This is a genomic window from Rhodococcus sp. SJ-2 (assembly GCF_053750035.1).
Map to the genome: position 1 here is coordinate 3,590,298 of NZ_CM132340.1, position 22,153 is coordinate 3,612,450.

The 22,153-nt window shown below is 67.4% G+C and carries 17 protein-coding genes and 1 tRNA gene; 12 read left to right on the forward strand and 6 right to left on the reverse strand.

Annotation, left to right across the window (positions count from 1 at the left end; all coding sequences use genetic code 11):
* The first annotated feature begins 9 nt into the window (after positions 1–9).
* The 4 genes from ACSYG9_RS16925 to ACSYG9_RS16940 all read left to right on the forward strand — a co-directional run bounded on the left by ACSYG9_RS16925 (position 10) and on the right by ACSYG9_RS16940 (position 4,938).
* Positions 10–645: a TetR/AcrR family transcriptional regulator gene (locus ACSYG9_RS16925; RefSeq protein ID WP_440123636.1), complete on the forward strand. Its 636-nt coding sequence runs from the start codon at positions 10–12 to the stop codon at positions 643–645.
* Positions 635–1,492 (forward strand): siderophore-interacting protein, encoded by an 858-nt coding sequence (locus ACSYG9_RS16930; protein ID WP_454839255.1) that lies wholly within the window; start codon positions 635–637, stop codon positions 1,490–1,492. Before ACSYG9_RS16925 ends, ACSYG9_RS16930 begins: the two co-directional genes overlap by 11 nt.
* Positions 1,493–1,521: 29 nt before the next feature.
* Entirely contained in the window at positions 1,522–3,447 is a 1,926-nt protein-coding gene (locus ACSYG9_RS16935) for an SEC-C metal-binding domain-containing protein (RefSeq protein ID WP_440123638.1), read from the forward strand.
* A gap of 147 nt (positions 3,448–3,594) precedes the next feature.
* On the forward strand, positions 3,595–4,938 hold the full coding sequence (locus tag ACSYG9_RS16940) for an NlpC/P60 family protein (RefSeq protein WP_440123639.1): 1,344 nt from the start codon (positions 3,595–3,597) through the stop codon (positions 4,936–4,938).
* Positions 4,939–5,004: 66 nt separating this feature from the next.
* Here the strand turns inward: ACSYG9_RS16940 and greA are convergent, their stop codons facing one another.
* Together greA and ACSYG9_RS16950 are read right to left on the reverse strand one after the other, a co-directional pair.
* Positions 5,005–5,499: a transcription elongation factor GreA gene (greA, locus tag ACSYG9_RS16945; protein ID WP_132471639.1), complete on the reverse strand. Its 495-nt coding sequence runs from the start codon at positions 5,497–5,499 to the stop codon at positions 5,005–5,007.
* Positions 5,500–5,725: 226 nt separating this feature from the next.
* Positions 5,726–6,154: a DUF4307 domain-containing protein gene (locus ACSYG9_RS16950; protein WP_440127683.1), complete on the reverse strand. Its 429-nt coding sequence runs from the start codon at positions 6,152–6,154 to the stop codon at positions 5,726–5,728.
* Between the two features lie 160 nt (positions 6,155–6,314).
* On the opposite strand from ACSYG9_RS16950, the gene mca reads away from it, so the two are divergent.
* Genes mca through ACSYG9_RS16965 form a run of 3 tightly spaced genes read left to right on the forward strand, consistent with a single transcriptional unit; the run spans position 6,315 to position 9,515 of the window.
* A complete protein-coding gene (gene mca / locus ACSYG9_RS16955; protein ID WP_169687731.1) occupies positions 6,315–7,193 on the forward strand; it encodes a mycothiol conjugate amidase Mca in 879 nt (292 codons plus the stop codon).
* On the forward strand, positions 7,190–7,504 hold the full coding sequence (locus tag ACSYG9_RS16960; RefSeq protein ID WP_440123640.1) for a hypothetical protein: 315 nt from the start codon (positions 7,190–7,192) through the stop codon (positions 7,502–7,504). The genes mca and ACSYG9_RS16960 overlap by 4 nt, the downstream gene beginning before the upstream one ends.
* A gap of 19 nt (positions 7,505–7,523) precedes the next feature.
* Positions 7,524–9,515, forward strand: a complete 1,992-nt coding sequence (locus tag ACSYG9_RS16965; protein WP_454839257.1) for a thioredoxin domain-containing protein — start codon at positions 7,524–7,526, stop codon at positions 9,513–9,515.
* A 41-nt stretch (positions 9,516–9,556) separates the two neighbouring features.
* Here ACSYG9_RS16965 and ACSYG9_RS16970 read toward each other — a convergent pair whose 3' ends face one another.
* On the reverse strand, positions 9,557–10,219 hold the full coding sequence (locus tag ACSYG9_RS16970; RefSeq protein ID WP_440123642.1) for a TetR family transcriptional regulator: 663 nt from the start codon (positions 10,217–10,219) through the stop codon (positions 9,557–9,559).
* A gap of 143 nt (positions 10,220–10,362) precedes the next feature.
* Here ACSYG9_RS16970 and ACSYG9_RS16975 point away from each other — a divergent pair, with 143 nt between their 5' ends.
* Entirely contained in the window at positions 10,363–12,447 is a 2,085-nt protein-coding gene (locus ACSYG9_RS16975) for an ABC transporter permease (RefSeq protein WP_454839259.1), read from the forward strand.
* A gap of 52 nt (positions 12,448–12,499) precedes the next feature.
* Here ACSYG9_RS16975 and selB read toward each other — a convergent pair whose 3' ends face one another.
* The 3 genes from selB to ACSYG9_RS16990 all read right to left on the reverse strand — a co-directional run bounded on the left by selB (position 12,500) and on the right by ACSYG9_RS16990 (position 15,691).
* Positions 12,500–14,260, reverse strand: a complete 1,761-nt coding sequence (selB, locus tag ACSYG9_RS16980; protein ID WP_454839260.1) for a selenocysteine-specific translation elongation factor — start codon at positions 14,258–14,260, stop codon at positions 12,500–12,502.
* Entirely contained in the window at positions 14,260–15,564 is a 1,305-nt protein-coding gene (selA, locus tag ACSYG9_RS16985) for an L-seryl-tRNA(Sec) selenium transferase (RefSeq protein ID WP_454839261.1), read from the reverse strand. Before selA ends, selB begins: the two co-directional genes overlap by 1 nt.
* Positions 15,565–15,599: 35 nt before the next feature.
* Positions 15,600–15,691: transfer RNA gene (locus tag ACSYG9_RS16990), tRNA-Sec, on the reverse strand.
* A 57-nt stretch (positions 15,692–15,748) separates the two neighbouring features.
* Between ACSYG9_RS16990 and selD the strand changes: the two genes are divergently transcribed.
* From selD to nrfD, 4 genes are all read left to right on the forward strand, one after another.
* Positions 15,749–16,768 carry a selenide, water dikinase SelD gene (selD, locus tag ACSYG9_RS16995; protein WP_440123646.1) on the forward strand — a complete coding sequence of 340 codons (1,020 nt, stop codon included), beginning with the start codon at positions 15,749–15,751 and terminating at the stop codon, positions 16,766–16,768.
* A 108-nt stretch (positions 16,769–16,876) separates the two neighbouring features.
* Entirely contained in the window at positions 16,877–20,203 is a 3,327-nt protein-coding gene (fdh, locus tag ACSYG9_RS17000) for a formate dehydrogenase (protein WP_454839262.1), read from the forward strand.
* Positions 20,200–21,114 (forward strand): 4Fe-4S dicluster domain-containing protein, encoded by a 915-nt coding sequence (locus tag ACSYG9_RS17005; protein ID WP_454839263.1) that lies wholly within the window; start codon positions 20,200–20,202, stop codon positions 21,112–21,114. Before fdh ends, ACSYG9_RS17005 begins: the two co-directional genes overlap by 4 nt.
* Positions 21,111–22,130, forward strand: a complete 1,020-nt coding sequence (nrfD, locus tag ACSYG9_RS17010; RefSeq protein WP_440123649.1) for an NrfD/PsrC family molybdoenzyme membrane anchor subunit — start codon at positions 21,111–21,113, stop codon at positions 22,128–22,130. The genes ACSYG9_RS17005 and nrfD overlap by 4 nt, the downstream gene beginning before the upstream one ends.
* The last annotated feature ends 23 nt before the right edge of the window (positions 22,131–22,153 follow it).

Genomic DNA, 22,153 nt, shown 5'->3' on the forward strand with positions numbered 1-22,153 from the left:
GTCGACGCGATGATGTTTCCATACCGCAAACCTGGGCCGAAGGCCCGATTGTCGCGAGAGGTGATCCTGCGTGCTGCGCTGGCGACCTCGAGAGAGATCACCATCACCGGGATCGCCGAGCAGCTGGGGTGCTCTGCAGCGGCGCTCTACCGGCATGTCGAGAGCAAGGACGACATCGTCATCGGGGCTCTCGAACTGCTCATCGCCGAGACGCCACGACCGGATCCTGCCCGAGGCTGGCGCGGTCTCCTCGAGCAGGAGTGCGACGTTCGCTGGCGGCTGTACGAGGGACATCCCGAACTGTTCGCAGCCTGGCCCAGAACAGGGCGACCTGTCATTGCATCGGTACGCCGCAACGAGTGGGTGGCGCTCCGTGTCGCCGACGCCGGCTTCGACCTCGCAGACGCCCGCGGAGTCGTCGCAGCCATCGCCGCAGCCGCCGCGGATTACGGCCTGCTGCTTGCATTCCAGCAGCGGCCGGGCGCGGTGCAGGCCCTGGATGCGCGCCTGGGAGTTCTCGGCCCCGAGATGCGCGCCGTCGAACAGGACAGGTTGTCGCGACCCCGACATCATTTCGACAGGCAGCTGCGGATCCTGCTGGACGGATTCGCAGTCCATTACGAAAGGGCAATAGATGAGTGCTGATTCTGGACCGGCCGTGACCGAAGAACGTCGTGAGATCGAACTGATCATGCATGATCTGACTCCGCGGGTACTGAAGGTTGTCCGTGTGGAGAATCTCTCGCGGACGATGCGTCGCGTCGTAGTCGGGGGTGCTGCGCTGCAGGGGTTTCCGTACGTGACGATGGCTCCCGATGACCACGTGAAGCTGTTCTTTCCGGATGCCACGACCGGACGAATTGCGATGCCCGAGATCGGCCCGGACGGGATGCGCATCCCGGCTCAGGGACCTCGGCCCGAGGCCCGTGACTACACCGTCCGTGCATTCGATCGTGAATCGCTGGAATTGACAATGGACTTCGTACTCCACTCCCACGGCATTGCGGGCACGTGGGCGTCGAAGGCTACGCCGGGTGACGAGGTCGGTGTGCTCGGACCGCGTGGTTCGCACGTCTATCCGACGGGGTACGACTGGTATCTGCTCGTGGCCGACGAGACCGCGCTTCCTGCGCTCTGCAGGTGGATCGAAGAACTGCCCTCGGACACGAGAGTGGTGGCCTTCGCCGAAGTCGCCGACGAGCACTCCGAACTGATTGCATCGGGACGAGACGGTGTCGAGCTCACCTACCTGCATCGGCACTCGGCGGAACCGGGTACGACGACACTGCTCGCGGACGCGGTCCGCGCGTGCGAGTTCCCGGACGGCGAAATGTTCGCGTGGGTGGCGGGTGAGGCGGGATCGATCAAGCCGATCCGTTCGTATCTCACCCGCGAACTGGGGCTGGCACGGGGCCGGGCGAAGGTCGACGGGTACTGGCGTCTGGGCAAGGCGGACCACGATCATCATGAGGTGATCGAGGAGGACGACTGACCGGGCGTCCGGACCGTACGATCGCACCCGTGACCGACTTCGACTACGACCTCGCCGCCGATGACGCACTGATCGCCGCCGTGCTGACTCTGCTTCGGGAGCACGGCCCGCTCACACTCGACGAGATAGGGGAGCGACTCGCGTCGGGCCACGATGCCGACGACCTGGACTTGCCCGTCGATGAACTCCCCGAGCATCCGATGCTGGCCTACCTGAGCGACGGCCGATACGCGGCATTCGACGCGCTTCTCGGCGGACGTGTCCTGACGCATCGGCTCACCGAAGCCGAGGTGGCGTCGGCGGTGCTTCCCATCGACGAGATCTACCCTCTGCTCGTGTTCGTGACCGGCGACGAGGGATACGACCTCGTCGAGATCGATCACGAACCCGACCGGCTCGACGATCGCGGCATCACCGATCTCGCACCATTCGGCAGTGAGGTGCTCGTGTTCCCCCGGGGTGCATTCGCCGAGTTGTCCGCCGGGGACCTCGTGGCCGCGACCGTGACGGAAACGGGATTGATGGTCGCGCCGGCGACCGCCGAGGTCGATGTCGTTCCCGAATTGACCGCGGTGCTGGGGGAGGCGCTCGCGTCCGGCGACCCGGCGTATCTCGAATCGTCGGTGTACGCCGTGATGGTGGAGGCACCCACGTCGTTCACCGTTCCGACCCTTCCGTTGTCGGAACAGATCGAGGCGGCGGGGCTCGAGGTGTCGGGCGGCCTCGTGGCGCCGCCCGGGTTCGATTTCGCAGGGTATCTTGCGCAGAGTGCAGTCGATTCCTACGCCGAGCAGGTCGGAGTACCGGTCGAGGCGGTGCCGGGGGTCGTGTTGTTCGCGTCGCTGGTCGATGCGATCGATTCCGGGGACGACCACGATCTCGAATCGCGGTTCTCGGAGGGCAAATCCGGGTTGTTCGCAGTGTTGGCCGACCCCGATGTCGCGTCGACGGTTCTCGACGAACTCCTCGAGCAGGCGATCGATCCGAAGGCGATCGAACGGGCGGCGTTGTGGATGAAAGACCACGGACCGCGGAAGGTCGACGCGGCGGCGTTCTGGATGGCGGGCAAGGCCGCAGAAACCGATGCGCGCGTCGACGAGGCGGCTCGCCACTTCGAGCGTTCGACGGACCTGGATTCGGAGTTCGATCCGGCGCTAGAGGACCTCGCCCGGTACGTCTCCGACAGCGGGGACGCGGTCCGGGCGCTGTCGTTGCTGGGCCGGTCTCTCGACGGTCCGGATCATCCGCTGTATGCGGTGTTGGAGGCTTTCCAGCCTGTCGAGCGCCCCGATCTGGGTCGCAACGATCGGTGCTGGTGTGGTTCGGGGCGCAAGTACAAGGCGTGCCATCTCGGCAAGGCCGAGTATCCGCTGGAGGCCCGCGCGCCCTGGCTGTACTTCAAAGCCTGCATGCAGACGACGCAGGTCTCGTGGCGGGACCATCGCTTCGCCCTTGCGGAGGCACGCAGCGGCTACAGCGACAACGACGACGACCTGTTCGAGGCTCTGTCCGATCCGTTGCTCGACGACGTCATGCTCGGTGAAGGCGGAGGGTTGGTCGAGTTCGCTCAGGTGCGTGGGCATCTGCTGCCCGACGACGAACGCGAACTTCTCGCGCAGTGGCTGCCGGTGGAGCGGTCGGTGCACGAGGTCGAGGCTGTCCGGCCGGGGGAGGGGCTGACGCTGCGCGATCTGCGTTCGGGTGAGCGGCGCGACCTGACCGCGCCGGAGGTGGGCGAGGACGTTCCCGTCGGCGGGCTGTTGTGCGCGCGAGTCGTACCGGTCGCCGGCACCTGGAGGATTCTGGGGGCTGCCACACCGGTGACTCAGGAGCAGGGCGACGCGATTCTCGGGCTGGTCGATGACGACGGCGAGCGGGCCGACGAGTACGCAGGCGTCGTCATCGTGGAGTTACTGACCGATCCCTCCCTCTCCACGCAGGCAACAGACGGATAACGGCGAGTACCTCCAGTCACACTAATCCCACCCGCCACTCAACTAGAACGTGTTCCTAAATATATGTGATATCAAGTAGCGGAAGCCGTGCTCGTGACCGGCATCACAAGTACGGTTGGGGTCGTTCAGGATGGATGGGGGTTGCGGATGTCGGTAGACCCGTCTGCGGTCATCGTGGCAGTGGCCACGGCAGCGAGTGCGCTCGTGCAGGGAGCGGACGTACCAGCAGAAATAAAAGATCAAGTGACACAAGCGATCGAGTCGTTCGAGGCGGGGGCACCGGACACCGACAAGCAGGTCGAGGACTTCGTCGCGTCGCTACCCGAGCAGGTACAGGGACAGGCCCAGCAGGTGGTCGCCGACACCACCGACTCGGTCGCGGCGGCCATCGAGCCGCACTTGCCGGAGGAGGCGATCGAGGCGCTCCGACCGCAGGAGCCCGCACCGGAATCTCCGATCGCACCGGCGGCCCCGGCCCCGCGACCGAGCGCGTTCGGAATCGCGCCGGTGCCCCAGGCGCCGGTACCCGGCCCGCAACCGACCGCCACGATCGGTGGCGTCACCCTCCCTTCGATCCCGGCGATCCTGCCCGGTACAGGTCTTGCGCCCATCGGTGCGATCGCGGTGTTCGCCCCGTGGTTGCGCAAAGCCGGGGAAATCTGCGACGGCATCACCGCACCGGTCCTCGCAGCTCTGTACTCGGCAGAGAACGGCTTCCGGTTCGGAGCCACCGCGCCCGTGTCGCCCGTGGGTGCGAAGGGGCCGGGACAGTTCATGCCCGGTACATGGCGCGAGTACGGCAAGGACGCCGACGGGGACGGCAAGATCGACATCCTCGGTATCGCCGACCCCGTCATGGCCTCCGGCAACCTGCTGTGCGACAACTACAAGCAGATCGACGACTGGAAGAAGCGCGGGCTCGTCGAGGGCAACACGTTGGATCTCACGCTCGCGGCCTACAACGCGGGTGCGGGTGCCGTCCGTCGGTCGGGCGGCATGCCATCCGGGTCGCCCGACTACGAGAACCAGACCAAGCCGTACGTCGCGAAGATCCGGGCCACCGAGGCGGCGTTCTCCCGACTGCTGTCGCCGTTCTTCGGCCTCGGTCTGGGAGGTACGAGCGACGTCGGCAACCGTGTCGTCGATCTCGCCTTCAAGTTCTTGGGCCTGCCGTACGTCTGGGGTGGAGGCAACATCAACGGCCCCTCCGGAGGCGGCTTCGACTGTTCGGGCCTGACGTCGTACGCGGTGCACGCCGCGACCGGCATCACCCTGCCCCGCACCTCGGAAACCCAGTGGCACGTGGGCACCGAGATTCCGCTCGAGCTCGCCCGCCCGGGCGACCTCCTGTTCGGCAACTGGCAGGCCGGCGGCCCGGGCCACGTCGCGATCTACATCGGCGGCGGCCAGATGGTGCACGCCCCGACCACCGGTGACGTGGTGCGCGTCGGCACGGTGTTCCCCGACATGAAGGCGCGTCGGATCATCTGACGCGGTGAGAACGCAGCGATGCCCGGCCGGAAACACCGGCCGGGCATCGCTGCGTGTACGTCGGAATCAGCCGTGGTACGGCTCTGCGGAAACCAGCGTCACCTTCATCGTTTTGCCGTTGGGCAGCGCGTACTCGCGTGTCTCGCCGACCTTCGCCTCGATGAGGGCCTTGCCGAGCGGGGAGCTGGGCGAGTAGGTCTCGAGCTCGCTGTTGCGCGCGCCTTCTTCGCGGGTCGCGATGAGGAACGTTTCCTTGTCGGATTCGTCGCCGTCGTAGTACACCGTGACGACCGAGCCGGGCAGCGCGACACCGGACTGCGTAGGTGCGACGCCGACCTTCGCGGCGCTCAGCAGCTCCTGCAGCTGACGGATGCGTGCTTCCTGCTGACCCTGTTCTTCGCGGGCGGCGTGGTAACCACCGTTTTCCTTGAGGTCACCTTCTTCACGCCGCTCGTTGATCTCGGCCGCGATGACGGGACGATTGGCGATGAGCTGGTCCAGTTCCGCCTTGAGGCGGTCGTGGGACTCCTGTGTCAGCCAGGTCACCTGGGTCTCGGTCATCATCGATCACTTCCTTCGGGTTGGAGCCCCCGGCTCCGTGGACAAGTCGTGCATACGCAACGACCGCAACAGCACGACCCGCGTCGTTCCCCCCTGGAATGTGGCGAACGGGGTCGTACTGTCTCTAATGCAGCAATACACGGCCCCAATGGGTGGAACCGTGTATTGGCATATTCTAGCACCAGATCTGGATTACGCGCGGAAAGCGCAGCGTAACGGCATCAGATCAGGGTGCGCGCAGGTATTCCGGAACGTTGAAACTGCAGCCGTAGCCGTCGCCCATACCGGGGCGCTGTGACGTCTTGACCGTCGAATCCAGAACCACCGTCGATGAGTCCGACGCCGGGATGAGGACTTCACGCCGCCCGGTTTCGCTGCCGTCCCGCGACCGCGCACGGACGATGCACACCGCCTCCTGCGACGGGTCCTGCCGCGTGACCGACAGCTTGATATCGAGGGTGTCGTCGTCGACGACGTTGAACGCCACCACTTCGTATTCGATCTCGGCGGGTCCGAACTGCTGGTACATCACGAATCCGAGCCCGATTCCAGCGAGGACGCCGAGGGCGGTGAAGCCCCACTTCTTGCCGCGCGTCGTCCGTGCCTTCGACGGGTATCTCGCGCTGCGTCGGGGTTGTTCTGCAGTATCGGTCATCATTTTCTTTCAGGCCCGGGCCGAAGTTCGGGTGCTCCCGTGGGGCCACGGCTGACGGAGGAGCGCTCAGGTGGAACTATAGGGGAGGGATCCGGACGGCCCGCACCGGCGGTCGCCGCCCTGTCCCGAGATGTACACGACGGTGAGGTGGAGGAAACACGTGAGCGGACTACGGCTCATGGCCGTGCATGCCCATCCCGATGACGAGTCGAGCAAGGGTGCCGCCACTACGGCCCGCTACGCGGCAGAGGGGAACGACGTGCTCGTCGTGACCCTCACGGGTGGCGAACGAGGAGACATCCTCAATCCTGCGATGGACGTGCCCGGTATCCGGGATCGTATGCCCGAGGTTCGGCGCGAGGAGATGGCGACGGCAGCGCGTCATCTCGGCGTGCAGCATCGCTGGCTCGGTTTCATCGACTCCGGTCTTCCGGAGGGCGATCCCAAGCCGCCGCTGCCCGACGGGTGCTTCGCGGTGGTGCCACTCGACGAGCCCACACGCAAACTCGTCGAGGTCATCCGAGAGTTCCGCCCGCACGTCATGACCACGTACGACGAGAACGGCGGCTACCCGCACCCCGATCACATCCGTTGCCATGAGGTGTCGATGGCGGCGTACGAGGCGGCAGCAGATCCGAACTACCATCCCGAGCTCGGCGAGCCGTGGGAAGTGAAGAAGGTCTACTACTCGCACGGCTTCATCCGCAAGCGCATCGAACTGTTCCGCGACGAGTACGAACGCCGAGGCGAACCGTTCCCGATGGAGGAGTGGCTCAGCCGGTGGCGCACTGAGCAGGGCGATCTCATGGCACGGGTGACCACCCAGATAACCTGTGGTGACTACTTCCCGAACCGCGACGACGCGCTTCGGGCACACGCCACCCAGATCGATCCGAACGGGTCGTTCTTCGCGGTGCCGCTGGACATCCAGCAGAAGGTGTGGCCGACCGAAGAGTTCGAGTTGGCAAAGACCCGCGTCACCACGACGATCCCCGAGTCGGATCTTTTCGCGGGTATCGAGGACGGACAGGTGAGATGACGTTAGGCACGCTGGCAATCGAGGTTCTTGCACAGGAACCCACCGGCCCCGAGTTCGGTAAGGCGTCGCCGGTCGGGTTGGCACTTGTGCTGGTACTGCTCGTGGCCATCGCCCTGCTCATCTGGAATATGAACAAGCGGCTGAGCAACCTTCCCGAAAGTTTCGATACGGACAGTCCCGAGGCAGACCAGGCCGCAGACGAAGGCACCGACCGCGGCGCCGCCGCTGTGAACATCACGAAGACGGACGAGGCTTCTGCAGAGACGGACAAGGCGAACAAGACGGGACACAGCACCCCCGAGACGAGCTGATCGCACGTAGCGTGAGGGGATGGCGAACAGGCTTGCCGAGTCCCTCAGCCCGTACCTCCGTCAGCACGCGGGCAATCCCGTGCACTGGCAGGAATGGGGCGGCGACGCGCTCGCCGAGGCTCGCGACCGGGATGTGCCGATCCTTCTGTCCGTCGGCTACGCCGCGTGTCACTGGTGTCACGTCATGGCGCACGAGTCGTTCGAGGACGACCACACCGCTGCGCTGATGAACGAGCATTTCGTGTGCATCAAGGTCGACCGGGAGGAACGTCCCGACATCGACGCGGTGTACATGAACGCAACAGTTGCGATGACAGGGCAGGGCGGGTGGCCCATGACCTGCTTCCTCACACCGGGCGGGGAGCCGTTCTACTGCGGCACCTATTACCCGAAGGCGCCGCGCGGTGGGATGCCGTCGTTCACTCAGTTGCTCGGTGCGATCGCGGATACGTGGCGCAACCGCCGCGACGACGTCGCGAAGGCTGCCGCGGCGATCGTTGCCGAACTTCAGCGCAGCAGTGGCGGACTGCCACCGGGCACCAGGATGATCGGCCCGGAGCTTCTCGACGCGGCTGCGGCGTCGGTCGCGGGGGACGAGGACAAGATCCACGGTGGCTTCGGTGGCGCACCGAAGTTCCCGCCGTCGAACCTGCTGGAGGGCTTGCTCCGCGGATACGAACGCACGGGGGATGCGGAGACGCTGGGGCTCGTCGAACGCACCGCCGAGGCCATGGCGCGCGGAGGCATCCACGACCAGCTCGGCGGCGGATTCGCCCGCTACAGCGTCGATTCCGGTTGGGTCGTGCCGCATTTCGAGAAGATGCTCTACGACAACGCGTTGCTTCTGCGCGTGTATGCGCACCTGGCTCGGATCACCGATTCGACCCTGCCGCGCCGTGTCACGGAGGGAATCGCCGGCTTCCTGCTCCGCGATCTCCGTACCGGAGAGGGGTGTTTCGCGTCGGCACTCGACGCCGATACGGACGGCGTCGAAGGCCTGACCTACGTGTGGACGCCGCAGCAACTTGTCGACGTTCTCGGCGACGAGGACGGAGCGTGGGCAGCGGGAGTGTTCGCGGTCACCGACACCGGGACGTTCGAAGCCGGTGCGTCCGTCCTGCAGTTACCTGCCGATCCGGACGATCAGGCACGTACCGATTCGGTTCGTGTGCGGCTGTTCAGGGCGCGGTCGACCAGGCCGCAGCCGGGTCGCGACGACAAGGTGGTCACCGCATGGAACGCCTTGGCGATCACCGGTCTCGTCGAGGCCGGCCTTGCGTTGGGAAGACCGGGCTGGGTGGACGCCGCCGCAGCCTGCGCACGTGCACTACTGAGCCTGCACCTGGTCGACGGCCGCCTCCGGCGCGCATCGCTCGGCGGATCGGTGGGAGCGCCCGCCGGTGTGCTCGAAGACCACGGCGCCTTGATCACCGCTCTGCTCGCGCTGTATCAGGCCACCGGTGAGGTGCGGTGGCTCGACCCTGCCCGGCAGTTGGCCGACACCGCGCTGACACACTTCGCCGATCCGGACAGGCCGGGAAGCTGGTTCGATACCGCGCACGATGCCCAACAGCTCGTGGCGCGGCCGCGCGATCCTGTCGACGGCGCGATGCCGTCCGGTGCAGCTCTGATCGCCGAGGCCTTGCTCACGTTGGCGGGGGCGGTCGACGACGGGGACAGGTACGCGGAGGCGGCCGACGCATCGTTGGGCGCCGCGTCGGTCCTGCTCGACCGCGCTCCGCGCTCCGCCGGACATTGGCTCACCGTCGCCGAGGCGGCGGTGCGTGGTCCGATCCAGGTGGCGGTCGTCGGGGAGGGCGAGTTGCTCCGGGCCGCGCGACGTGAGGCACCGGGCGGATCGCTCGTGGTCGGCGGCGAGCCGGACTCGTCTCCACTTCTGCGGGGTCGGCCCCTCGTCGACGGAGCGCCCGCCGCCTATGTCTGCCGAGGGTTCGTGTGTGATCGGCCGGTCGGTTCGGTGTCCGCGTTACGCGAAGCGCTGGCCCAGTGACCGGGCACGCGGCAGCACCAGAGGCTGGGCCGCACCAAAGGCTAGGGCCACACCAGGGAGCTGCGTGCTCCGAGGAAATCGCCTTCACTGGTCACCGGTGCCTCGAGTAGCCCCGCGCACGCGTCGATGAGGAAATTGGCGAAGCCTGTCCAGTTGGGCGGGGCCTTCTCGGACTCGAGGCGCGCCTCGTAGTCGGCGCAGAGATCGGTGACGATGCGACCGAGGATCCAGGATCGGCCGGTGAGGACCGACGGTGGGATCTCGGTGAGTAGCGCACGCACGCGCTGGATGAGATCGTCCACGACCGGATCGGCCGTGATAGCACCTGCCACGGTTTCGGTGACCGACGGAACGCTTCGCATCTGGCGGAGGAATCTTGCACGCCAACCCGGGACAGGCATCGATGCGAGCTGGTCGGTGAACGGAACGATCAGGCAGCTCAAGAGATCCCGTAGGCCGGATTCCGGGGCGAGCATCGCGACCAGCTCCCGTCGTCGGGCGTGGGTGTCTTCGGAGAACCGATGCAGCAGGGCGCGGATGAGTTCGTCGCGTCCGCCGAAGTGGTAGTTGACCGCGGAGTGGTTGGAGTTGCCTGCGTGTTCCGCGATGCGCCGGTTCGACACTGCGTCGATGCCGTGTTCGGCGAAGAGTTCTTCAGCGGAGTCGAGCAGGGTCTGCCGAACTCGATCGCCGTAGCTGCCCATGTCCGCTTCCGTCGCTTCCTGTGTCGATCGATGTCCCCGCGGCATGTGGGACGAACGTCACCAGTCTTGCAGCTTGGAGGATTTAAGACACCTAGCGTAGCATTTTTAAGTCACGCAACGTAATTATTCGAGGAGTATCGCAGATGTCCACAACCACCCTCGAGCAATCCGCCAGCGGTCCGCCGGGCGATGGCGAGACCACAGAAGCCGACCTTGCTCGTGCACGTAAAGAACAGATCGGACGTGTAGTCGCGATCTTCGTCATGCCCTTCCTGATGGTCGGGATGATGATCACCGGGTATCTCTTCGCGATGCACGCCCCGGCGCCCCACAACATGCCCATCGCCGTTGCCGGTACGAGCCAGCAGGTGGAACAGTTCGCTCGGTCGCTCGAGGATGCCGACCCCGACGCCGTCGACGTGCGCATCGTTGCGACCGACGAACAGGCCCGCGATCTCGTTTTCGACCGTGAAGTTGCAGGGGCGGTCTCGCTGTCGGACACCGGCTCCGCCACGCTGTACACAGCGGGCGCGGCAGGCGCATCCCAGTCGTCCACGGTCACCGGCCTCGTGGCGCCGCACGTGATCGGCCAGGGGCTCGACCTCGTCACCGAGGATCTGGCTCCGCTGCCCGGCCACGACACCGCCGGTCTGGCGGCGATGTTCATGGCGACCGGTCTGATGCTCGCCGGGTACATGCCGTGGAGTATCACGCTGTCGAACTCGCCCGAGCTGCTCCGTAAGCGCCGCGCGATTCCTCTGCTGGCCGGCTGGTCCGCGCTGATCGCCGCCCTCGTGTGGTTCGTTGCCGATCCGGTGCTCGGCGCCGTCGAGGGGCATACCGCAGCGGTTCTCGGAATCTCCTGGCTTGCAGTGTTCGCGGTGGGGTCGGTGCAGTTCTTCCTCACCCGGATCTTCGGTCCGATGGCGGTGCTCGTCGGCATGCTGTTCGTCATGGTGCTCGGCGTGCCCGCATCCAACATGGGTATGTCGATCTACACGCTGCCCTCGATGTACGTGAAGTTGCACTCGTTCCTGCCCACCGCGGCAACCGGTGAAGCGCTCCGCTCCGTCCTGTACTTCGACGGCGTCGGGCTCGGTTCCCACATTCTCGTGATGGTGATCGGTGCCGTTCTTGCGCTCGCTGCGGTATTCGGGATCGACGCGATCAAACGCAAGCGGAACCCGGATGCCCGCGACCCCGAGATCACGGTCGCCTCACTCACCGCAGGACCGCGTCCGCAACGCAATTGGGTTCGTTACGTGACGCTCGCGGCCTTCCCGCTCGCCATGGTCGTCATGATGTTCTCGATCATGCTCGGTGCGATGTACCAGCCGGCGCCCCGTGAGATGCCCGTGACAGTGGTGGCCGCTACCGAGGATGTGGCAGAACAAGCGGTCGCAGGCCTCGAACAGAACATGGACGGACTGTTCGACTTCACCGCGTCGGCATCCGTCGACGAGGCGCGTGCCGCGGTGCAGGATCGCAGCGTCGTCGCAGCATACGTGCTGCCGTCGGCCGATTCGCCCACCGCCACGTTGATCGCGAACCAGTCGGCGGGTATGAGCCAGCAGCAGGTCGTGTCGATGACGTTCCAGCAGGTGGCCGCAGGCCAGCAGGTCCCGCTGACGATCGAGGACATCGCCCCGCTGCCGGGGTCCGACACCATGGGCACGGTCGCGATGTACGTCGCGATGGGCTGGATCATGTCGGGCTTCATGCTCGCCGTCGTGGGCAACAGTGCCGCTCCCGCAGCCATGCGACTGAAGTCGCTGCTGCCGATCGCCGCCGGGTTCTCGGTGTTCATGTCGCTGGTCGTGTGGGTGATCGCTTCTCCGCTCACCGGCGCCGTCGACGGGCACTTTCTGCAACTGTTCGGTACCGGAGTGCTGGCGATCTTCACGACGTCGATGTTCGCCACGTTCCTCACCCGGTTGTTCGGCATGCTCGCCGTGGTCCCGGCAGTCGCAGTCCTGATGTTCCTGGGTGTGCCCGCGTCGAACGGTGCAATGTCGATCTTCATGAGCCCGGAGATCTTCCGGGTGCTGCACGACATCCTGCCGATGCCCGCGGCGGTGGAGTCGGTCCGGTCGATCATGTACTTCGGCGCGGACAACGTCGGTGGCCACCTGGTGACGTTCGTGATCTGGGGTGTCGTCTCACTCGCACTCGTGGCCGCGGTCGACCTGATTCGCTCCCGCAAGTCTGCGCAGGAAGCCGAGGTCTAGCGTCGCGCGCCCGTCGATTCGTTGCACTGGTCCGGTCGGCCGGTTTCAGCTCTTACCGGGCTACCTCGCGACGGTCGTCGGCGAGCCGCCGCGTGCGGCCGGCTCGGTCGAGCTGATCGAGCAACGGCAGCACCACCCGTCGGGTCGTCCCCAGCCGCTCCCGCGCGGCGCTGGTGGTGAACGGCTGCTCCAGCTCCCGAAGCCGTGCCACGGCGGCGTCGGCGGCGTCGGGAAGCAGGACGATCCCCGGGCCGACCCGCCACAGCTGCCCGCTGCGGTCGGCCGCTCCCAGAGCCCGGTCGTCCAGGCCGAGCTCGCGGAGCCGGTCGGCCGTCGGCGCGACGAACGGCGCCGCGAGGAGATCGCGGCGCACCACGTCGACTGCCGTCCGGACCTTGCTCGGCAGTACCTCGGTTGCTGGTCCGGAGACCCGGCCCCCGACCACGCGGAGGGGCAGGCGTACCAGCTCCCGGACCAGGTCGGGAGTGGGCAGTCGCAGCTGCGACGCCAGAACGGTCAGCGGGACGGCCGGATCCAGCGGATGCGCGCGAGCATGCTGCTGGACGAGTGCGGGCAGCCGATCGGCGACCGCTCTTGCGAGAGCGGGTGCGACGAGCCACGGCCCTACGGCCAGGTGGTCGCCGGCCTCCTCGGGGATACCCAATCGACGCAGCTGCTCTCGGTGCAGGAGCCCGCGGCGGCCGAGTTCGTCCGTCAGCCTCGCAGTGCCGTCGGCGCCCGCGAGTTGCCGGGACCGGCGTGTCGCAGCACCGCGTCGCCGGAGACGTGGCGGGTCGGGATCGAGCACGTCGGCACGCCAGATCATCCGGCGTCCGGGGTCGCGAAGCAGGGCGCGGTCGCCGATGCGGAGAGGCAGCGCCCGGTCGAGGGTGAGTCTGACGAGATCGTCTCCGAGCGGGCGACACCGGACTGCGACATCCACCGCCCCGATATGCAGCACTGGAGCGAGCGGAGGCCGGTCCGTTCCTGTGATGCGCACGTCCACGACGGAGGTGTGGTGCCATGCGCCGGGTGTCACGAGCACACTGCCCCGCACCACGTCGTCGACTCGGCCGCTCAGATTGAGCGCGACCCTGGCCACGCCGCTCACTGCTGTCTCGTCGCTACCGAGCGCTTGAATACCGCGTACCCGCACGGGTGTGTCGTCGACGGCGAGTGTGTTTCTGACGACGAGGGTGTCTCCGACGCGGACCGTCCCGGCGGGCAGCGTCCCGGTGACGACGGTCCCCGCTCCTCGCACGGTGAACCGGCGGTCGACCCAGAGCCGGACGTCGGCGTCCGGATCCGGATCGGGTAGCTCGGCGACCATCGTCACCAAAGCTGAGCGAAGGTCGTCGAGCCCCATCCCGGTGTGGCCGCTCACGGCGACGACGTGAGCCCCCGCCAAACCGGTGCGGGCAATCTCCGCGGTGGCCTGCGCGGCAGCGGGACCCGGATCAGCGAGGTCGGCGCGGGTTACCGCGATGACGGCGTGCCGCACTCCGAGAGCGTCGAGCGCGGTGAGGTGTTCGGCCGCTTGCGGCATCCACGGGTCGTCGGCGGCCACCACGAACAACACCGCCGGGACCGGTCCCACTCCGGCGAGCATCGTCGTCAGGAAGCGCTCGTGTCCGGGGACGTCGACGAAGGCGACCTCCCCTACATCCGGCCAGGACGTCCAGCAGTAGCCGAGCTCGATGGTCAGCCCTCGCCGCCGTTCCTCGGCGAGCCGATCGGGGTCGGCGCCGGTGAGCGCTTCGACCAGCGTGGACTTTCCGTGATCGACGTGGCCGGCGGTCGCGATGACGTGCATCAGCGTTCTTCGTGACCGGCCGCGCACCTGACGGCGTCGATCAGGTCGTCGTCCTCGTCGGGAGCGACCGTCAGCAGGTCGAGCAACAGCCGGGCGCGCTCGACTCGTCCGACGACAGGTTTCGCGCCGAGTCGCAATGGGCCGGCGAGGCGTTCGGGCAGGGCGATCGCGACGCTGGGCAGGATGACGTCCGGGGCACCGCCGCCTCCCACAACACCGTCGGAGTCGAACACCTCCGGATTCAACTCGCCCGGGAGCGCGGCGCAGATCGTCCGCGCCCGGGCACGGAGATCGTCCGGCCGAGCGGCCAGCGCGGCTGGCACCGGAGGGGTCGGCCCCGTCAGGGTCGCCTCCAGCGCAGCCAGGGTGAGTTTGTCGACGCGAAGTGCACGAGCGAACGGGTCGCGTCGAAGCCGCTCCACCAGCCCCGACTCGCCGAGCAGCAGTCCGGCCTGCGGACCTCCGAGCAACTTGTCGCCCGAGGCGGTCACGAGATCCGCTCCGGCGCGCAGCGCACTGGCGGCGTCCGGCTCGTTCGGCAGACGCGGATGCGGGGCCAGCAGCCCCGACCCGATGTCGACCACCACCGGCAGGCCCAACCCCGCCAGCTCCCGGACCGGCACCGACGACGTGAAGCCGCTGACCGTGAAGTTCGACGGATGCACCTTGAGAACGAAGGCGGTGTCGTCGTCGACCGCCGCGGCATAGTCGCTCAGACGCACCCGGTTGGTGGTACCGACCTCCCGCAACCTGGCGCCCACGGACTCCAGCAATTCCGGGATCCGGAAGCCGTCGCCGATCTCGACCAGCTCGCCCCGCGCGATCACGATCGAGCGGCCACCGCGCGCGAGCACCCGGGCGACCAGTGCGAGCGCGGCGGCGCCGTTGTTGACCACGTGGACGCCTCCGGCGTCGGGCACCTGCTCTGCGAGGGCCTGGAGGGCGCCACGCCCGCGCCGGCCGCGCCGACCCGTGGCCAGGTCCAGTTCGACGTCGGTCGCGCCTGCCGCCGCGGTCACGGCGTCCACCGCCGCGCGGGAGAGCGGGGCGCGGCCGAGATTGGTGTGCACCACCACCCCGGTCGCGTTGACGACGCGGCGCAGGGTGGTCGCCCCGTCGGGCAACGATGCGACCGCTTCGTCGGCGACGGCGGCCGGTTCGATCTCGCCGGCGCGGCACCGCTGCTGGGCCGCGGTCACCGTCTGCTTGACCAGGCGGGTGCCGAGCCGGTCGACGGCCTCACGCAATCGCGGGTCCGCGAGGACCTGGTCGGTGCGGGGCGTGCCCCGTCTCGGGTCCGGCACGCCCCTCCTCATCCCACGGCTGACCTGAAATCCGGCGGAGGCGGACGGGAATCGAACCCGCCTGACCCAGATGCTGGGCCACAACGGTTTTGAAGACCGCGTCCATCACCAGACGAGAACCGCCTCCGCGCTCACCCTAACCGAAGTCGAGCCCCGTGTTACGGCTCGCCCGTATGTTGGGCCCATGACCACACACGTCCACCTTCCCGAGGGCATCAGACTCACCCAGTACGCAGCCGGCGGTGGCTGCGCTTGCAAGGTTCCGCCGGGTGAGCTCGAGCGGGTGCTCGGTGGTCTGCAGGGCGGCCGTGCCGGAGGCGACCTGCTGGTCGGTGTCGAAAACGGAGACGACGGGGCGGCGGTCCGTATCGACGCGGCACCCGACGGGAGCGGCCGAGCGCTGATCGTGACCGCCGACTTCTTCACCCCGGTCGTCGACGACCCCTACGACTGGGGACGAATCGCCGCCACCAACGCCATGTCCGACGTCTATGCGATGGGAGGCACGCCGATCGTCGCGGTGAACCTGCTCGGCTGGCCGCGGGAACTCATCCCCTTCGAGCTGGCCGCCGAGGTGATGCGGGGCGGTGCCGACGCGTGTGCCGAGGCCGGTGCTCATCTCGCCGGCGGGCACAGCATCGACGATCGGGAGCCGAAGTACGGGCTCGCGGTCACCGGGCTGGGCGACCCGGACCGCCTGCTGCGCAACGATGCTGCCGCGCCGGGCCTGCCGCTCACCCTGACCAAACCGCTCGGACTCGGCATCCTCAACAACCGCCACAAGGCCACCGGCGAGCGGTTCGAGGAAGCGGTCGCGGTGATGACGACTCTCAACCGCGACGCGGCGCAACTCGCCCACGCCGCAGGTGTCCGTGCCGCCACCGACGTCACGGGTTTCGGTCTGCTCGGCCACCTGATGAAGATGATGCGGGCCAGTGGCACAACCGCAGTGATCGATGCCGCGGCCGTGCCGTACGTCGCCGGAGCGCGCGAATCGCTCGCTGCGGGATTCGTGCCCGGCGGGAGCCGTCGCAATCTCGACTGGGTCCGTGACGAGGTCGACTCCGAAGTGGACGACGACGAGCTGCTGTTGCTCGCCGATGCCCAGACCTCGGGCGGTCTCCTGGTCGTCGGGGAGCTCCCCGGCCATCCGGTCATCGGCGAGGTGGTCCCCGCGGGCGAGCACGCGATCCGGGTGCGCTGACCTCGACGACCGCCGGACATGCCGACACACCTGCACGGGATCCCGAATACCGGGCACGAAGCGTGGGTAGACGGTAACTTCGGAAACGACAGCGCGGAGAGGAGACCGATGGCGGAGAAGGACACGTCCCTCCCCTGGCCCGTCCTGCGACAGTTCCTCGGTAAGGACCTGCTCGGGCGTGGCAAGGCCGCCCGTTCCCGTCGCACCGACGAGGTCGAACCACGCACCTCTACCGCCGATCGGGTGGCGCACAGCGTGTGCCCTTACTGCGCTGTCGGTTGCGGACAGAAGATCTTCGTCAAGGACGAACGGATCGTCCAGATCGAAGGCGACCCCGACAGCCCGGTGAATCGCGGGCGCCTCTGCCCCAAGGGTTCGGCCAGCAAGAACCTCGTCACCAGCGAGTTGCGTGAGACCAAGATTCGCTATCGTCGGCCCTACGGCACCGAATGGGAAGACCTCGACCTCGGCACGGCCATGGAGATGGTCGTCGATCGCGTGCTGAAGACCCGCCGCGAGACGTGGCAGGAGTTCGACGAGAAGGGTCGCCGCGTCCGACGCACGATGGGCATCGCAAGCCTCGGCGGTGCGACGCTGGACAACGAGGAGAACTACCTCATCAAGAAGCTGTTCACGGCGATGGGGGCGATCCAGGTCGAGAATCAGGCCCGCATATGACACTCCGCCACCGTCCCCGGTCTGGGGACCAGCTTCGGGCGCGGCGGCGCCACCGGCTACACAGCCGACCTGGCCAACGCTGACTGCATCGTCATCCAGGGCTCCAACATGGCCGAGGCCCACCCCGTGGGCTTCCAGTGGGTCGTGGAGGCTCAGAAGCGCGGTGCCCGCGTCATCCACGTCGATCCGCGCTTCACACGCACCAGCGCGGTGGCGGACAAGCATGTGCCCATCCGGGTCGGCAGCGACATCGCCTTCCTCGGTGGCGTCATCAACTATGTCTTGAGCAACGAGCTGGACTTCCGCGAGTACGTCGTCAATTACACCAACGCGGCGATGCTCGTCAGCGACAAGTTCGAGGACACCGACGACCTCGACGGGCTCTTCTCCGGCTTCGATCCGGAGAAGCGGACCTACGACCCGACGAGCTGGCAGTACGACGTGGAGGACGAACCCGGCGACCTGCACAAGTCTCAGGCCGACGATTCCGGCGAACATGCCGAGCACCGAGCGACCGCTGCCGGACTGCAGAACGAGGCGCACGGCATCCAGACGGCGGGCCACCCGAGGCGCGACGAGACCCTGCAGCACCCGCGCTGCGTCTACCAAGTGCTCAAGCGGCACTTCGCCCGCTACACGCCCGAGGTCGTCGAGCAGGTGTGCGGCGTCTCGCAGGAGGACTTCCTCGACGTCTGCCGCGCATGGACGGCGAACTCCGGTCGGGAGCGGACGACCGCGCTCGTCTACAGCGTGGGCTGGACCCAGCACAGTGTGGGCGTGCAGTACATCCGCACCGGCGCGATCCTGCAGCTGCTGCTCGGCAACATGGGCCGCCCCGGCGGGGGGATCATGGCGCTGCGCGGTCACGCCAGCATCCAGGGCTCGACCGACATTCCGACGTTGTTCAACCTCCTGCCCGGCTACCTGCCGATGCCCGATGCGAACAAGCACGAGTCGATGACGGACTGGGTGGACAGTGTCCGCAACCCGGGCAGCAAGGGCTTCTGGTCGAAGGCCGACGCCTATGCCGTGAACCTGCTCAAGGCCTACTGGGGCGATGCGGCGACCGCCGACAACGACTACTGCTTCGACTACCTGCCCAAGATCACCGGCGATCACGGTACCTACCGCACGGTGCTCGACATGATCGACGGCACGGTCAAGGGCTACTTCCTTCTCGGCCAGAACCCCGCGGTCGGGTCTGCCCACGGCCGCGCGCAGCGTCTCGGGATGGCGAACCTCGACTGGCTCGTGGTCCGCGATCTGTTCGAGATCGAGAGTGCGAGTTTCTGGAAGGACTCGCCGGAGGTCGAGACCGGCGAGATCGTCCCCGAGGAATGCGGCACCGAAGTGTTCCTGTTCCCCGCAGCCTCCTACGCGGAGAAGGAGGGCACCTTCACGCAGACCCAGCGGATGCTGCAGTGGCGTGAGAAGGCGGTGGAGCCGCCGGAGGACTGCCGCTCGGAGCTGTGGTTCTTCTACCACCTCGGACGGATGATGCGGGAACGGCTGGCCGGGTCGACGGACGAACGCGACCGCCCGCTGCTCGACCTGGCATGGGATTATCCCGAGCACGGCGAGCACGACGAGCCCAGCGCCGAAGCCGTGCTGATGGAGATCAACGGCTACGACGTGGCGACGCGCCGGCCGCTGTCGTCGTTCACCGAGATGAAGGACGACGGCTCCACCCTGGGTGGCTGCTGGATCTACACCGGTGTCTATGCCGACGGCGTCAACCAGGCCAACCGTCGCAAGTCCCGTCACGAGCAGTCGTTCGTGGCTCCGGAGTGGGGTTGGGCGTGGCCGATGAACCGTCGCATCCTCTACAACCGGGCGTCCGCCGATCCCGAGGGCAGACCGTGGAGCGAACGCAAGGCCTATGTGTGGTGGGACGCCGACGCGCAACAGTGGACCGGCGAAGACGTGCCCGACTTCGAGAAGACCAAGCCGCCGAGCTACCGCGCGCCGGCGGGTTCCGACGGTGTCGAGGCGATCGAGGGAATCGATCCGTTCATCATGCAGGGCGACGGCAAGGGCGCCCTCTACGCGCCGCAGGGACTCGTCGACGGCCCGATGCCGACCCACTACGAACCTGTGGAGTCGCCGTTCCGGAACCAGCTCTACGGGCAGCAGGCCAACCCGACGCGCGTCGAGTACCGCCGCGACGACAACCCGATGAACCCCGCCCCGCCCGAGGAGCACGTCGACGTCTTCCCGTTCGTGTTCACGACCAGCCGGCTCACCGAGCACCACACCGCGGGCGGGATGAGCCGTTACCTCGAACATCTCGCCGAGCTTCAACCGGAGATGTTCGTGGAGGTCTCGCCCGCACTGGCAGCCGAGCGCGGCCTCGAGCACATGGGGTGGTGCCACGTCGTCACCGCACGTTCGGTGGTCGAGGGCCGGGTACTGGTGACGGAGCGACTGCGGCCGCTGAAGGTCGAAGGACGCACCGTCCACCAGGTCTGGATGCCCTACCACTGGGGCAGCGGCGGTCTGGTCACGGGTGATTCCGCCAACGACCTGTTCGGCATCACGCTCGACCCCAACGTGCTCATTCAAGAAACCAAGGTCGGTACGTGCGATGTCCAGCCAGGACGGCGCCCGACCGGAGCGGCGATGCGACAGTACGTCGAGGAGTACACGAGCAGGGCCGGGGTAACCGACACCGAGTATCCACCCATCGTCACCGTCTCGGACGACATTGTCGCCGCCTCGGAAGACGCAGGTACCCAAGAGGAGGAGGACGACGAGTGATCGGCCGCAACAGTCTCTTCGGACCGCTCGACCCGGCATCCGATGCCGGGTACGAGGATTCGCCGGCACGGAAGGGCTTCTTCACCGACACGAGCGTGTGCATCGGATGCAAGGCCTGCGAGGTCGCATGCAAGGAGTGGAACGACGTCCCCGAGAACCTGTTTCAGATGCTCGGCACCTCCTACGACAACAGCCACTCGCTCAACGCCAATCAATGGCGGCACGTCGCCTTCATCGAACGCCCGGCAGAGAAGCCGGCCGCGGTGGCGTTGGGAATGCCCTCCGTCGGTGCGGCACCGAGTGATCGGCCGGATGAGGAGAAACCCGACTTCCAGTGGCTGATGTCCTCGGACGTGTGCAAGCACTGCACCCACGCGGCCTGTCTCGATGTCTGCCCCACCGGTTCCCTGTTCCGAAGCGAGTTCGGCACGGTGGTCGTGCAGGACGAGATCTGCAACGGCTGCGGCTACTGTGTGGCCGCCTGTCCGTACGGTGTCATCGACCGTCGCAAGGGACCGGAGGACGACCCGAAGGTCGGAATCGCCCAGAAGTGCACGCTCTGCTACGACCGGCTCACCGACGGCCAGACGCCCTCGTGTGCGCAGGCATGCCCCACCGAGTCGATCCAGTTCGGCGACGTCGAGGAGTTGCGTGCGCGGGCCGACGAGCGACTGGCGTTGTTGCACGAGCGAGGGGTGTCGGAGGCACGTCTCTACGGCAACGATCCGGAGGACGGGGTCGGCGGAACCGGCGCCTTCTTCTTGCTGCTCGACGAGCCGGAGGTCTACGGACTGCCTCCGGACCCGGTGGTGACCACCAAGGACCTACCGGAGATGTGGAGTCGGGCCGCCGTCGCGGCGGTCGCGATGCTGGCGGGTGCTGCCGTGTCGTTCCTGAGGAGGCGCGGATGACCCAGGTGCAGCACGGCGGCAGTCCGGGCAATCCCCATCGGTCGGGCGGCGCTCGTGGCGGTGACCGGGTGATGGTGCCGGAAGCCGACTTCGAGTCCTATTACGGGCGCCCCATCGTGAAGCCCGCGCCGTGGGAGCACGACATCGCCGTCTACCTGTTCACCGGTGGCGTGGCGGCCGGATCTTCTCTGCTCGCCGCGGGCGCGGACCTGACCGGTCGCCCTGCACTGCGTCGGGTCGCCCGGTTCGGGTCGCTCGTGTCCCTGCTCGTCAGTGTCGGTGCCCTCGTCCGCGACCTGGGCAAGCCGAGCCGTTTCCTCAACATGCTGCGGGTCGTGAAGCCGACGTCGCCGATGTCGGTCGGTACCTGGATCCTGTCCCTGCACGGCCCGTTCGCGGGTATCGCCGCGGCGGCGGAAGTGGCCGGAATGCTGCCCGACGGCGTGAAGCGGGGGCCGGTTCGGCTACTGCTCGCCCTCGGTCGGCCCGCCGGGATCGTGGGGGCCCTGACCGCAGCGCCTGTGGCCTCCTACACGGGAGTGCTGCTCTCGGACACCGCCACCCCGGCCTGGCACTCGGCCTACAAAGAGCTTCCCTTCGTGTTCTGTGGGTCGGCTGCCGCCGCGTCCGGCGGTCTCGGTCTCCTGGGCGCGCCGGTCGCCGAGGCCGGTCCTGCGCGCGCGTTCGCAGTCGGCGGCGCGTTCGTCGAACTCGCGACAGAACATCGGATGGAACAGTCGATGGGTCTGGCCGCCGAGACTCTTCACCAGGGCAGGGCCGGACAGTTCATGAGGGTCAGCAAGGCCCTGACGGCGCTGGGTGCCGTCGGAGCACTCGCCGGGCGTCGCAGCCGGGTGCTGTCGATGGCGTCCGGTGCCGCACTCATGGCGGGCTCGCTGTGCACTCGCCTCGGCGTCTACGAGGCGGGTATCGCCTCGGCGAAAGACCCGAAGTACACCGTCGTTCCACAGCGTGAACGAGTCGATCGCGGGGAGCCGGTGCGCTACCGGGGCTGAGGTTCGGCTCCCGGGCAGAACGA

Coding starts and splice junctions, on each gene's coding strand:
- ACSYG9_RS16925 (WP_440123636.1), top strand. CDS start 10: ATGATGTTTCCATACCGCAAACCTGGGCCGAAGGCCCGATTGTCGCGA.
- ACSYG9_RS16930 (WP_454839255.1), top strand. CDS start 635: ATGAGTGCTGATTCTGGACCGGCCGTGACCGAAGAACGTCGTGAGATC.
- ACSYG9_RS16940 (WP_440123639.1), top strand. CDS start 3,595: ATGTCGGTAGACCCGTCTGCGGTCATCGTGGCAGTGGCCACGGCAGCG.
- greA (WP_132471639.1), bottom strand. CDS start 5,499: ATGACCGAGACCCAGGTGACCTGGCTGACACAGGAGTCCCACGACCGC.
- ACSYG9_RS16950 (WP_440127683.1), bottom strand. CDS start 6,154: ATGACCGATACTGCAGAACAACCCCGACGCAGCGCGAGATACCCGTCG.
- ACSYG9_RS16960 (WP_440123640.1), top strand. CDS start 7,190: ATGACGTTAGGCACGCTGGCAATCGAGGTTCTTGCACAGGAACCCACC.
- ACSYG9_RS16965 (WP_454839257.1), top strand. CDS start 7,524: ATGGCGAACAGGCTTGCCGAGTCCCTCAGCCCGTACCTCCGTCAGCAC.
- ACSYG9_RS16970 (WP_440123642.1), bottom strand. CDS start 10,219: ATGGGCAGCTACGGCGATCGAGTTCGGCAGACCCTGCTCGACTCCGCT.
- ACSYG9_RS16975 (WP_454839259.1), top strand. CDS start 10,363: ATGTCCACAACCACCCTCGAGCAATCCGCCAGCGGTCCGCCGGGCGAT.
- selB (WP_454839260.1), bottom strand. CDS start 14,260: ATGCACGTCATCGCGACCGCCGGCCACGTCGATCACGGAAAGTCCACG.
- selD (WP_440123646.1), top strand. CDS start 15,749: ATGACCACACACGTCCACCTTCCCGAGGGCATCAGACTCACCCAGTAC.
- nrfD (WP_440123649.1), top strand. CDS start 21,111: ATGACCCAGGTGCAGCACGGCGGCAGTCCGGGCAATCCCCATCGGTCG.